The sequence below is a fragment of the Streptomyces sp. GbtcB6 genome, from assembly GCF_019091475.1.
Lineage (GTDB): Bacteria > Actinomycetota > Actinomycetes > Streptomycetales > Streptomycetaceae > Streptomyces > Streptomyces hyaluromycini.
Genome location: NZ_JAGXJL010000037.1, coordinates 1 through 12634 on the forward strand (window position 1 = coordinate 1; position 12634 = coordinate 12634).

Annotated in this window: 11 protein-coding genes and 2 pseudogenes; 8 read left to right on the top strand and 5 right to left on the bottom strand. The window is 69.0% G+C overall.

Annotated features, from left to right (window positions below; all coding sequences use genetic code 11):
- Nucleotides 1-100 precede the first annotated feature (100 nt).
- Nucleotides 101-1209 (bottom strand): annotated as a pseudogene (locus KVT45_RS40350) (IS701 family transposase).
- 248 nt (nt 1210-1457) lie between these two features.
- Between KVT45_RS40350 and KVT45_RS40355 the strand changes: the two are divergent.
- Nucleotides 1458-2813, top strand: coding sequence for an ankyrin repeat domain-containing protein (locus KVT45_RS40355; protein ID WP_217554352.1), 1356 nt, complete (start codon nt 1458-1460; stop codon nt 2811-2813).
- Nucleotides 2814-3078: 265 nt separating this feature from the next.
- Here KVT45_RS40355 and KVT45_RS40360 read toward each other — a convergent pair whose 3' ends face one another.
- Both KVT45_RS40360 and KVT45_RS40365 read right to left on the bottom strand, forming a co-directional pair.
- Nucleotides 3079-3480 (bottom strand): hypothetical protein, encoded by a 402-nt coding sequence (locus KVT45_RS40360; protein WP_217554353.1) that lies wholly within the window; start codon nt 3478-3480, stop codon nt 3079-3081.
- Nucleotides 3477-4154 (bottom strand): TetR/AcrR family transcriptional regulator, encoded by a 678-nt coding sequence (locus KVT45_RS40365; protein WP_217554354.1) that lies wholly within the window; start codon nt 4152-4154, stop codon nt 3477-3479. The genes KVT45_RS40360 and KVT45_RS40365 overlap by 4 nt, the downstream gene beginning before the upstream one ends.
- A 395-nt stretch (nt 4155-4549) precedes the next feature.
- Here KVT45_RS40365 and KVT45_RS40370 point away from each other — a divergent pair, with 395 nt between their 5' ends.
- Nucleotides 4550-5209, top strand: coding sequence for a hypothetical protein (locus tag KVT45_RS40370; protein ID WP_217554356.1), 660 nt, complete (start codon nt 4550-4552; stop codon nt 5207-5209).
- 206 nt (nt 5210-5415) lie between these two features.
- On the opposite strand, the gene KVT45_RS40375 is transcribed toward KVT45_RS40370, so the two are convergent.
- Nucleotides 5416-5952, bottom strand: coding sequence for a TetR/AcrR family transcriptional regulator (locus KVT45_RS40375; RefSeq protein ID WP_254648071.1), 537 nt, complete (start codon nt 5950-5952; stop codon nt 5416-5418).
- A gap of 138 nt (nt 5953-6090) precedes the next feature.
- Here KVT45_RS40375 and KVT45_RS40380 point away from each other — a divergent pair, with 138 nt between their 5' ends.
- The 5 genes and pseudogenes from KVT45_RS40380 (at nt 6091) to KVT45_RS40400 (ending at nt 10614) form a co-directional block, all read left to right on the top strand.
- Nucleotides 6091-7296: an MFS transporter gene (locus KVT45_RS40380; protein WP_308311012.1), complete on the top strand. Its 1206-nt coding sequence runs from the start codon at nt 6091-6093 to the stop codon at nt 7294-7296.
- Nucleotides 7297-7790: 494 nt separating this feature from the next.
- Nucleotides 7791-8693 carry an LLM class F420-dependent oxidoreductase gene (locus tag KVT45_RS40385; RefSeq protein WP_217554358.1) on the top strand — a complete coding sequence of 301 codons (903 nt, stop codon included), beginning with the start codon at nt 7791-7793 and terminating at the stop codon, nt 8691-8693.
- A gap of 250 nt (nt 8694-8943) precedes the next feature.
- Nucleotides 8944-9216 (top strand): annotated as a pseudogene (locus KVT45_RS40390) (NADP-dependent oxidoreductase); the annotation flags it as partial.
- A 148-nt stretch (nt 9217-9364) separates the two neighbouring features.
- Nucleotides 9365-9511: a hypothetical protein gene (locus tag KVT45_RS40395; RefSeq protein WP_217554430.1), complete on the top strand. Its 147-nt coding sequence runs from the start codon at nt 9365-9367 to the stop codon at nt 9509-9511.
- Nucleotides 9512-9627: 116 nt separating this feature from the next.
- The gene (locus tag KVT45_RS40400; protein ID WP_217554359.1) at nt 9628-10614 is read left to right on the top strand and encodes an SDR family NAD(P)-dependent oxidoreductase; all 987 of its coding nucleotides are present in this window, start codon (nt 9628-9630) and stop codon (nt 10612-10614) included.
- Nucleotides 10615-10972: 358 nt separating this feature from the next.
- Here the strand turns inward: KVT45_RS40400 and KVT45_RS40405 are convergent, their stop codons facing one another.
- Nucleotides 10973-11581: a TetR/AcrR family transcriptional regulator gene (locus KVT45_RS40405; RefSeq protein WP_217554360.1), complete on the bottom strand. Its 609-nt coding sequence runs from the start codon at nt 11579-11581 to the stop codon at nt 10973-10975.
- A gap of 184 nt (nt 11582-11765) precedes the next feature.
- Here KVT45_RS40405 and KVT45_RS40410 point away from each other — a divergent pair, with 184 nt between their 5' ends.
- Nucleotides 11766-12608 carry an alpha/beta fold hydrolase gene (locus tag KVT45_RS40410; protein ID WP_217554361.1) on the top strand — a complete coding sequence of 281 codons (843 nt, stop codon included), beginning with the start codon at nt 11766-11768 and terminating at the stop codon, nt 12606-12608.
- The last annotated feature ends 26 nt before the right edge of the window (nt 12609-12634 follow it).

The window sequence follows — 12634 nt, forward strand, 5'->3', positions numbered from 1 at the left end:
GTGACGGGCTGTCAGCCCGGTACGCTCGAAACTACGCCTCTGACCAGCGGAAACATTGAAGTCCCACTGCAGTACTAGTACTCCGGTGTGACTTCGTGATCTATGCGGTTGAAGGGCTGGCGAGTCGTCGCTGGTAGTGGCTGCGGCGGGCCGTGGCCTGGTGGCGCCTGCGCCAGTTTGACCAGTGGAGCAGCCTGCGCGGGGAGGTGCTCGGCGGGTTCAGCAAGGCGCCGAGCAGGTGGCGGATCTCGGGGACGGTCAGGTCGATCGCGAGCATGGCCAGGGTGATGTGCCGGTGCCAGGCGGTCCAGTAGCGGACCTGGTGGTGATCCAGTCCCACTTGGCCTTTCGCGGCCTGGACGCATTCCTCGATGCACCACCTGGTTCCGGCCACCCGAATCAGCTCGGACAGCGGCACTGGCTTCGGGGCCCAGCACAGGTAGAAGGCGAGTTCGCCGCTGTTCGGGTTGCGGCGGATCAGCAGGTCTCGGTGGCCGTCGGCGCCGATCTCGATCCAGGCCCAGTCGTCGTAGCGCGGCCCCTTTGCTCCGGATCCGGCGTTCTGCCGGTGCCAGGCCGAGGTGGGCAGGCGGTTGGCCATGGCATCCGCGCGGGCGGCGGTGCGGCCCTGGTTGATCCGTACCCGGGTACTGCAGGCGACGGCCAGGACATAGCCGGTCTCACGGGACTCCAGTAGGGGGCGTAAGCCGGGGTCTTGGCCGTATGCCTCTTCGCCGGTCACCCAGGTGGTGCTGGTCCCGGCGTCCAGTGCTGCGGCGATCATCTGCCCGGCCAGCGTGGGCTTGGTAGCGAACTCCGCTTGGTCGGGCACGCCGGCGCGGGTTCGGCGCTCGGCGTCCTGGCACCACGAGGCTTCGGGCAGGTAGAGCCGGCGGTGCCGGTGTACTGGCGGTGCACGCCAGCCGAAGCGGTGCCTTTCTTCAGGAAGCCGGTCTCGTCCACGATCAGGACCCCGTCGTCGACACCGAGGTGCTCGATGACGTAAGCCCGGACGTCAGCGCGGACCGCGTCGGCGTCCCAACGGGTGCTTCGCAGCAGCCGCTGCATCGGCCCGGGGCGGGCATGGCCGGCCTGCTCGGCCAGCCGCCGGCAGTTCTTCCGCTCGACGCCGGACAGCAGGGCGAGCACAAAGGCGCGGGCAGTCGCCCACGGCTCCACTCGCTTGAACCGGCCCGCGATCCGGGCCATGGCCTGATCGAACATTGAACGCCAACAGGCGGCGTCTATGCTGTTGTCCGCGGTCACAACACGATCTTCAGGAGTCCACAAAGCCTTTGATGATCACGCGGTGGCCGCTCCAGGTCCAGCGGGTGTGACAGGCTGCTTTAGCCAGTGGGTTCCGCACAGGACGAGGCTCGGGATCGACCGCCGATCGTCAGCGGCCCGACGCCCGGATGTTCAGCCCCTGGCTCGGCCCCGGGGACTGCGTGACGGACTTGGCCGACGACGTTTCTCCCGGCCCGCGGCTGCTTGTAGGGCCGGTGATCGAGTGCAACAGGGGGCGGGGCATGGGCGAGGACCCACTCATTACGGCGGTGCGGAGCGGGGACGAGGACGCGGTCAGAGTGCTGTTGGAGGACGGGGCGGATCCCGACGCCGTCGACGAGCAGGGCAGCCCCGCACTCTGCCTGGCCATCTCAGCATTCAACTCGACGATCGCCAGCTACCTGGTGGAAGGCGGCGCGGATCCGGACCGCCAACTGTCCGACGGGACCACACCCCGACTGCGGGCCGTCGACAGCGGCTCCATCGGCCTCGCCCACTGCCTGCTCGGTAAAGCGGCCCAGCTCAGTGAGGCCACCCGCGTGCAACTGCTGGCACGCGCCCGGCAGTGGCATGAGATGGGCCCGGTCGCCATGCTGCGGGAGCGAACCAGCGCCTCGGACTCGGTCGAGCGGGTCCGGATCCGGGACAGGGAATGGTCCGCCGATTACCACGAGATCCGGCTCGGCGGAATGACCGTCCGCGACGGCCACACAGGGATCCTCACCCTCCTCGAGAAACACTTCGGACTCCATCCGGGTATTGACGAGTTGGCCGCCCGCGCGTGCGCACTTGAGTACCCCGACTGGGAGCACGCCGCCTGGTGGGAGATCACCAGAACCCTTGCCCAGAGGCAGGACAATGAGACCTGGGAGGCTGCGACGGCACTGCGGGCTCACCCTGATCCCCTGCACCGCCGCTTCGGCGCGGAGGTCCTGATTTCCCTCAACCTCGGAGATCCCGTGTCGGACGCCCCGAGCCCATTCGAACAGCGCACGCTCGAGTTCCTCCTCGGCTGGGCAGCGGAGGAGGAACACCCGGACGTCCTGGCCGAGACCCTGTCCGGCCTTGGCCAACATGAAGATCCAAGGATCGAACCACTGGGGCTTTCCTTCCTCGCCCACTCCGCCCCGCAGGTACGTGCGGGGGTTGCCTCGACCCTGAGAATCGTCGACTCGGAAAGGTCCGGGCGGCAGACGTTCACCTCCGAGGGGCTGAACGCCCTCCTCGCATTGGCTCAGGACACCGACGCCTCCGTCCGCAAGGTCGCCGCCTACCAACTCGCGCACAGCCTGAATCCGGAACCCGCCGTCGGGGACATTCTGGCCAGCCTGCTCGACGACGATGACCAGCAGACCCGCATCTGGGCCGTCCATGGGCTGGCCGAGCGGGACGATCCGCGCTGCGTCGACGGCGCCGGCCGGGTGGGGCCCGTCGACGAGTACGAGGCCTGGTCCTGGATCCTTGGCGCGCCCGCACGGTACGAGCAGCGCCAGAAGGAACAGGACGCGTCAGCCAGGGCCGAGTAGCGAATACTCGCCCCTACGTCTCACCGCATGCCCGCAGCGGTCACCCTCGGAGACGAGTCCGCCCCAGCGACTCGAAACACGATGCGGCCGACCGCATGGTCGTGAAGTTGCGTGTCCTGAAGCGCGCCGTCGGCGCCGGACCCGGCAGTGCACCCTCACCCACGGTGGGCTGACCAACGCCTGCCTGCCGGCCGGCCACGCGGCAGAGGCGAGAGCGGGACCTGGCGTCCCGCCCGCCCGGTGATCGCACCGGACGACGGTCCGACTACTCGGAGGGTCTCGGCGTGGCGCTGTTCACCGGCTGTCGCCGAATCCTGAGGAACAGTGCAGGTCCGGCGCTGAGGACGAGCAGGCCGACAGCCAGCAGGAGCCACGGGTTGAGCAGGCCATCGGTGCAACTGCTGCCGCCGGCCGAGGTGGTGCAGTAGGTGCCGGGGCCGTGCCGGTTGAGGTAGGCGAGAAGGAACAGGGGCAGGCTGGCACCTGACAGCAGGCCGGGCAGGCTCTGCCGGGTGTCCCGACGCGTGGCCAGCGCGACGGTGCCGGCCACGGCGATCGGCAGGATGAAGATCCCGATCGACAGCATGGTGAGGAGGGCGAGCAGGTAGCAGGCTCCTGTCAGAAGCCATCCCGTGAAGAGCAGCCAGGCGCGTCTGTTGCTGGTCATGCCTTCTTCTTTCGTTTGAAGATGTCGAGAAGGGAGGCGATTTTCCCGGCGCGGTCGAACAGGGCCAGAGCAGGCTCGCGTTCCTCTTCGAGGCCGGCGAGCATCTCCAGGCCCAGGTACAGGGCCACGATCGCGTGGGCGAGTTCTTCGGGGGGCAGGAGTCGAGCGGCGGGAGAGCCCGCGAGTGCCTCGCGGACGCTGTCGGCGGCGAAGGTGCGCCACGGGCGAATCCGAGCGGCGACTTCCGGGCGGAGCTCGGGGGTGAACTGGGCAGCGGCGATCATCTCGACGAGCACGGTCACGTGCCCCTGGTCCAGGTCCTCGTCGAAGACCGACCTGGCGGCCCGAACCAGGTCGCTGATGCTCTTGGACTCATCGACCATTGCCTGGTAGCGCGCGTTGCGTGCATCGCTGACCGCGTCCAAGGCCGCCAAATGCAGCTTGGCCACCGAACCGAAGTGGTAGAAGACCAGCGACTGGTGACAGTCGGCGCGCCGGGCGATCTCCCGCGCGCTGGCACCGGCGAAACCCTCCTCACGCAGTGCGGCGACAGCTGCTGCGACCAGCGCCGCTCGCGTCGCCGCCGAACTGGGGCTCCCAGACGGCTCAACCGACCGCTTCCCTCCGGCTCTGGCCACGTGGCACCTCTCCGACTGATCGATCGGTTTGAGCAACTGCTCAAAACGTAGAGGTCATCAGAAGCACTGGGCAAGAGTCCGAAACCAGCCACTGATCGACACGGCGCCAAGTCGTCGACCGCGACGTCAACCACCGAAGGAGTTCGAGACTCGACCACCAAGCTCGCGAGTGGCGTGGTGCGGGCTCGTCGCTCGGTCCATGCCGGCCGGCAGCTGCGGCCTGTCGACTCGACATTCCGGGGGAGGGATCGGCCGGGCTGCCGAGCGGATCAGTCCCTGTGGGAAATTCTGAACCGGTATGCCCGATTCTGGTGTTGACTCGGGGGTGGGGTGTTGTTCAGGCGATCGCGTGGTCCTTCGGCAGCCTCTACGGTGTCCCGGTCGAAGGGGTCGGGCGAGGACCGGTAGCTCGGAAGGATCGGTTCAAGGGCGTGGTGCACATCGAGCGGTTGGCGGACCTGAAGCCCGTCCATCAGCGTCAGGCCGCCGTCCTGGCCCTGTGGCGGTGGCGTGCGCCCATGCTCGCGTTCGAGCTCGATGCAGAGTGGGGCATCGACCGAGCTGCGCTGGATTCGCTGTTCCAGCTGGCAGCGTCGCCTGCCGGTGAACAGTCGGATCGTGCATTCCGGCGAGCGGTCGCCGAGCTGTGCACGGCCCCGCTCTTCACGTCTGAAGTCGACCCGGACACGGTTCAGCTCTTCCAGTTGGAGACCATCAGCAGCCTGCTGACCTTCGGCGAGTTGCTGGACAAACCTGGGGCGGACGTAGCAGAGCGGGTGGTCGAAGGCTCGGCCGGCCTGGCGAACTACCTCGACAGCCTCGTCGAGGGCTCGCTCTACCCGCACCCCTCGGAGGAAGCTCACCACGAGTACCTCGCGAACCTGGCGAACCTGACGGACCGGGCGGGCGAGGGATATTTCGCGTCACGCAACTTCGCCGTCGAATCCGCCGGCCATGGCGCCCTCCGGGGTCTCCCCGATTCCGCAGGGCTGCTCGACTCGTCCACGGGCTGCGAGTTGCTCGCGCTGTGCGAGGACTTCGGCGAGGAGCTTGTCACAACGATGCGGTGGCTCCGGGCTACGGGTCACTGACGATCGCGTCGTGAGCCGGATGTGTCGAGGATCTGCCGGTGGGCCGGGTAGGCCGGCAGAACGGGCGGCGATTCGGCTGGCTCTGGGGCACTCGACGGCAGGGCGAGGAGCGTCTTGCGGGTCGCCGCCAGGTTCTCGGTCTCGTCGTTGGGTTCGTGCGGACGTGCGGTGAGCTCGTCGATCTGCGTGCGCCTCAGGGCGTCCTCTCAGAGCTCGTCGACGTACGCCTGCGCGTCGATCTCGGGCAGCGTCCAGGGCAGGAAGATGACCCGGTAGATGATCGGGGCGACCACCCGGTCGATGACCTCGTCGCCACTGAACGTGCCGCCGGACCGCGCGGCGAAGGCAGCCGCCTCGGCCCGCCGGTCGCGCAGGCAGTCCGACTCGCTCTCGCCCGCCGCGGCGGCCCCTCCCCGGAGGATGGCGGCGTTCACGGGGACGCTGTAGTGACTGATCAGCTCCCGCGCCCATCCGGCCAGGTCGCTCCGGACGTCCCCGGTGTCGGGAAGGCTGCGCTCGGGGTCCAGCCGGTAGGTCGCCAAGTCGTTGATCATCGTCCTGGCGTCGCCCCATCGCCGGTAGATGCTGGAGTGATTCACCCCGGCGCGCTCCGCGACCATCGGGATGGTGATGGCGTCGCTGCCCAGCTCGGAGATCAGTTCCTCGACGGCTTTCCTGATGGACGCGAGCACGGTGGCGCTGCGGCCGCCGGTGCGGCGTCGCGGGGTCGATTCGGCAGTCATGGAAGCCACAGTAACGCACAGGGCTTGGCAATAACTCTCCTTCGGGTCTAGGCTCCTCGTAAAGCACAGATCCTGGCCTTAGGGGGCTTCGACGTGTATCGCGTCATCGAATCAACGCTTGACCGCAGTCCGGTCCCGGTGCACGCCGAGCCTGCCCGGGCCCGGAGGCTGCTCGCTCCTTCCGCCGCGTTCGCTGGATCGGGTGCCGTGTTCGCGGCGCTCTACGTGGCCGCGGGTGCGCCCACGCCGCTGCTGGTCGTCTTCGAGCAGCAGTGGGGCTTCCCGGCGTGGGTATTGACGGTCGCCTTCGCGTCCTACGCGCTGGGCCTGCTGGCGGCCCTGCTGGTCGCGGGTTCCCTGTCCGACCACGTCGGACGCCGCCCCGTCCTGATCGGCTCCCTCGTTGGGGAGCTCGGGGCGATGCTGATGTTCGTCTTCGCCGCCGACATCGGCTGGGTGATCGCGGCCCGCACCATTCAGGGCATCGCCACCGGCGCGGCGACCAGCGCCTTCTCGGCCTCGGTCGTGGAACACGCCCCGGAGCACCGAAAGAAGCTGGCAACGATCATCACCAGCATCGCGCCGGCCGGTGGGCTGGGCCTGGGCGCCCTCCTGACCGGCGCGGCGGTCCAGTTCAGCACCCATGCGAGCGTCCTGGTCTTCACGGCCCTCGCGGTGATCATGGTTATCGGCACAGGTGTCGTCGCGTTCTCGGCCGAGACGGTATCTCCGCAGCCGGGAACCGCGCGCTCCCTGGCGCCGCACGTTTCCGTCCCCAGGGCCGCGCGCCGTGAATTCGTGGCGAGCATCCCCGTGCACATGGCCGCATGGATGCTGGCGGGACTGTTCATGGGGCTCGTCCCCACCATCCTCCGCGACCTGCTGGGCCTGCACAGCGGTCTCCTGAACGGTGCCACGGTCTTCGTCCAGCCCGCGGCCGCCGCCGTGGCCGGTCTCTCACTCGGCCGCCTCGCACCGCGTCGCACGATTCTCGTCGGCGGTGTGGGTGTGCTGCTGGGCACCGCGGTCAACATGACCGGAGTCGCCACCGCGGCACTCCCGCTGCTGTGGCTGGGAGGACTCATCGGCGGTGTGGGCGTGGGTGCCTCCTTCTCCGGAGCCCTGCGCACCATCACCCCCCTCGCGCAACCCCATCAGAGGGCCGGGCTCTTCGCGGCCGTCTACCTGGTCGCCTACCTGAGCTTCGGAGTGCCGGCGATCATCGCAGGCCTCCTGATCGCCCCGCTCGGACTGCTGCACACCGTCCTCGGCTACGGCGTCGTCATCATCGCCGCCGCGGCTCTCGGCCTGCTAGCGCAGTACCGCAGGCCTGCCGGTCGCTGACCGACGAATCGCCCGGCGATCGCCGATGATCAACAGCGGCCGGTACACCCCCTTCCTCCGCAGGCGACTCCCCAACAGTCAGAGGCGCACCATGACACAGGAGAGCCGGTTTCCCGCCCGAGCCTCCGGAGTCTTCCGAATCGGCGGTGACCTGCCTGCCAGCCGGAACCCGCTCGGATGCGGAGCGACACGGCTGACTGGACCAGGCGTCTGCTCCGGCCCGCGTGGCTGCTTGCCGCAGGACGCTCCCGGCCGTGCTGAGCCGAGTGTTCACGACAAGAATCCCGGCAGCGGCTCCTCGCCCGACGCGCACAGTGACCGCGCAACGTCCAACCGGATCGGACCGGCTCACTTATTCAGGTGAGGGAAACACGGGCGATGAGTGGCTAGGACTTGAAGTCATGACATCCAGGAGCGGCCAGGCTCCCCGGCACCGAGGGGAGGCCGGACTGGTGGCTCTCAGTGGGGGCATTTGTCAATTTAAGGAACAAACAATGCATTCTGTATCCCGCACCGCACCGCAACAGTCCCTGGGCCGCTTCGGAATCTTCAGCCACGAACTGCGCTCCGAGGATCCGGCACTTCAAGGCCGGCGACGCTACGCGGCGGCCGAGCTTGAAGGCCTCGGCTTCGGCGCGATCTGGCTCGGCGGCAACAGCAGTGTGCACCACGCCGCCGCGCTGGCCGAGTCCACCGAACGCATCGCCCTGGCCACCGGCATCCTCAACATCTGGTACGAGGACGCCGCCACGGTGGCCCAGCAGCGAGCCGAGCTGGAGGACGCTCACCCCGGCCGGTTCCTCTTGGGCCTGGGGGCGAGTCACGCGCAGTTGGCCGAGAACTACCAGCGGCCCTACTCCACGATGGTGGAGTACCTGGACACCCTCGACAACGCGGCCATCGCCGTCCCGTCGGACCGCCGGATCCTGGCGGCGCTCGGACCGAAGATGCTGCGTCTCGCCCGAGACCGGGCCGCCGGTGCCCATCCCGCCATGGTCACCCCCGAATACATCGAGCAGGCCCGGGAGGTCCTGGGCGACGGACCGCTCCTGGCTCCCGTGGTCACCGTGGTCCTGGAAAGCGACCGCGCTCGGGCGCGTGCCATCGCACGTGACCACCTCGACCTGTACCTCCGGCTGCCCAACTACACCACGAACTTCGAACGCCTCGGCTTCACCGACGAGGACTTCACCGACGGCGGCAGCGACCGGCTGGTCGACGCCCTGGTGGCGTGGGGAACCGACGACGCGATCAGCGACCGACTGGCCGAGTTCCACGCGGCCCGCGCCGACCACCTGGCCCTGCAACTCATCACCGGCGAGGGAGGCGAGAGCCCGCCGCTCGTCCAGTGGCGCCGCCTGGCCGGCCTCGCCGGCGTCACCGCGAAGACCGCATAGCACCGCATAGCACCGCTTGGCACCGCTTGGCACCGCGAAGCGCACTCGTGACGACGTCCGCAGGACCCAGGACAGTCACCCTCTGGAGCACGTCATGTCCACACCCGAGCAGAACAGAGAACTCGTTCCGGCGGCCTTCTGTGCCCTCTTCGGCACGCCCGGCCACCCTGAGCTCCGACCCCCAACTCGCTTTTGCCGAGGGCGGCTACGCGACGCTCTCTGGCCGGTTCTGCAGGCGAGGTGAGCCGAGATGATCGACACCAATCGCCAATACCGGCTCAAGGCCCGCCCGGCCGGCCCCTTCAGGGATTCCGACTTCGAGCTCGTCCGGACACCCGTTCCCGTGCCCGGCGACGGCGAGCTCCTCGTCAAGGGCACACACCTGTCGATCGACCCTGCCATGCGCGGCTGGATGAACGCAGGACACGTCACCCCGGTGGACGTCGGGGCCGTCATGCGGGCGATCACGATCGGACAGGTCGTGCACTCCCGCCATCCCGGCTTCGCCGAGGGCGACTTCGTCCACGGCACGTTCGGCGTCCAGGAGTTCGCCCTGTCGGACGGAGCCGGGGTCTACAAGGTTCACCCCGAGGAGGGCAGGTCCCTCGCGACGTTTCTCGGCGTCCTGGGTATGACCGCCTACTTCGGGCTGCCCCGAGGCCATCGCGAAGATGTCGCACTGGCTCGCCGCCGGTCGGCTGACGAGCGTCGAGGACACGGCGCACGGCGACATCGAGACGTTCCCGGCCGCACTCAGACGCCTGTTCACCTGCCAGAACACCGGCAAGCTCGTCCTCGAACCCGAGCACCAGGCGTGAGCCTGCCCCCTGCCCCCTGGCGCACCTGAACCGGACCTGAACCGGTCCGCCGAAGCGACTTCCTCACCTGTTCTGGTGAGGGCAGAACAACCGACCAGTGACTAGGACTTGAGGTCATGACAACCACCCAGCGCATCCACACCCCCTTCGGAGACGAGTCGACGGCCGCCGAGGTCATCGAAGGCATCGACCTCACCGGCAAGCACGCGGTCGTCACCGGCGCCGGCTCGGGTCTCGGCGCCGAGACCGCCCGCGCCCTCGCGAGCGCCGGCGCCTCGGTCACCCTCGCGGTCCGCAACACGGACGCCGGAGAGCAGGCCGCGACCGAGATCCGCAAGGAGACCGGAAACGACGCCGTCCATGTCGGCCGACTCGATCTCGCCGACAAGGCCTCGATCACCGCCTTCACGAGCGCCTGGTCCGGGCCCCTGCACATCCTCGTCAACAACGCAGGCGTCATGGCACTGCCCACGCTCGAGCGCACACCGGACGGCTGGGAACTCCAGTTCGCGTCCAACCATCTCGGGCACTTCGCACTAGCGCTCGGACTGCACGACGCGCTCGCGGCCGCCGGCAAGGCACGGATCGTGTCGCTGAGCTCCCGCGGCCACCATGCCTCGCCCGTCGAGTTCGACGACATCAACTTCAACACCCGCCCCTACGACCCGTGGCTCGCCTACGGGCAGTCCAAGACCGCCAACGTTCTCTTCGCAGTCGAGGCGACCAACCGCTGGGCCACCGACGGAATCACCGCCAACGCCGTCCACCCCGGCGTGATCATGTCGACGAACCTGTCGCGCTACATGGATCCCGACCAAGCCGCACAGCTGCGCGCCGCCGAGGCGGCCGGGGAACTCGGCTCGATCCAGGGCGCGCCGTTCCGGTTCAAGACCATCGCCCAGGGCGCCGCGACGAGCGTGCTGGTCGCGACCTCGCCCCGGCTGGAGGGCATCGGCGGCCGCTACTTCGAGGACAACAACGAGGCGGAGAAGCTGACGCCCCAGGCCGTGGGATCCGCCCCCGGCGGCGTGGCCCCGTACGCGCTCGACCCGGACGCCGCCGAGCGCCTGTGGGAACTTTCGCTCGCCGCAGCGCGCGTGTGACCACGGTCGTCGGACACCACACCACAGTCGCCGATTCGGCAGCCGCAGCCGTCGTGCTCATCTGCCCGGTGCGAAGAGCGCGACGGTTGCGGACCGGGCCTCCAGCGATGGCAGGAGGGCATTGTCGCCAGACCGACGCGACCGTCAATGTACGTGACGTACGTGACGTACGTGACGTACGGCGGCAGCGTCTGGTGTCCGACGGCTTCACCGGCTCCGCGCCGCGGGATCTGTTCACGCCCGGTCGCGTGGCGGTCGAAGAACCGGCGGTTCGGGGGCGGCCCCACCTTTCCGGCCTGAGGCCGGCCCCAGCCGGTGGGCCGGGTCGGCCGGGTGGGCCCGGTGGCGAGTGTCCCGGTCAGGGCGTGGTCTTCAATGCCACGTCCAGCAGCGTCTCGGCCGCTCGCCGGGCGTCCGTGAAGGCCTCCGCGTCGTCGCTGGAGGCCGCGAGCGCGTTGGCGCCCTCGTAGAGCACGGCCAGTTGCCGGCCCAGGGGCTCCGGGTCGGCCGCTCCTGCCTCGGCGGCGGTGGCCACCAGGCGGTCGCGGAAGGCCTGCTTGTGCTGCTGCGCGAGGTGGGCGATCTCGGGCAGTTCTCCGGCGCCCTCGACGACGGCGTTGTGGAACGGGCAGCCACGGATGACCGCGGCCGGGCCCCCGTCGATCGGAGCGAAGATCGCCAACAGCCGCTGAACCGGCGTCAGATCGCCGCGCTCCAGCTCTGTTTCGGCGAGGAGCGGCGTCTCCTTTTCGAACCGGCGCAGATACTCCTCCACCAGCGCGTTCTTGGTCGGGAAGTGCACATAGAAGGTCCGCGGCGACACATGCGCGGCCTCGATCAGCGCTGCCACGCCGGTGGCGTGGATGCCGCGCGCATAGAAGAGCTCTCCCGCCGCACGCAGGATGCGCTCCCGCGCGCCGCGTCCGCCGCTGCGGGCGGTCCCGGTGGTCGTTGTCCCAGTCTCCATGGCCGCAAGTATAGCGACCGCTTTACATCCGTCGAGTGAGCTAGTAGCTTCAGCGTCATCGAAGTAAAGCGATCGGTATACATCGATCGCCGGACATCGATGGCGCTCAGTGGCCGACCTGCGGTTTCTGTGCGCCGGAGCATCCATCCCGGCTCCAGCGGGGCCGGCCTGAAGGGAGAGTCCGATGACGGAGACCTACGCACAGGCGCCCATCAAGACGGTGTCCGCCGCCAACGGCGTCGAGTACGCCTACCGCGAGGTCGGCGAGGATGGGGTGCCGCTGGTTCTGCTCATGCACTTCCGGGGCAACCTCGACTACTGGGACCCGGCGCTGGTGGATGCCCTGGCGCAGGGCCGGCGCGTCATCGCCTTCGACAACACCGGTGTCGGCGGATCCAGCGGCAGCACGCCCAGCACGGTCGCGCAGATGGCGCTGGACGCCATCGCCTTCCTCGACGCCCTCGACCTGGCGCGGGCCGACATCCTCGGCTTCTCCCTGGGCTCCTTCGTGGCCCAGGAGATCGCGCTGATCTGGCCCGCGCTGGTACGGCGACTCGTGCTCGCCTCGGCGGCACCCCAGGGCGCGCCCGGCATGCACGGCTGGGCGAAGTGGGTCATCGACTCGGTGGGCGAGCCGGAGGTCGTTCCCGCCAAGGTGCTCGACGTCTTCTACACCCCCTCGCCGGACAGCCGGTCCGCCGGTGAGAAGGCCATGGGCCGGATGTTCACCCGGGCCGAGTTCGATGCCCCCACCACCTGGCAGACGCGCCAGGCACAGTACGACGCGGTCACCGCCTGGGGCATCCCCGACGTCGGGCTCCTGGAGCGGGTGACCGCCATCCAGGCACCCGTGTTCGTCGCCAACGGCGACAGCGACCCGATGATCCTCCCGCGCTACTCCCACCTGCTCGCCGGGCTCGTCCCCGACGCCCGGATCAAGATCTACCCGGACGCGGCGCACGGCTTCCTCTTCCAGCACCACGAGGAGTTCGCCGGTGACGTCAAGGAGTTCCTCGACCGCGCGTGAGCACCCCGTCGACAACGCCGCCCACC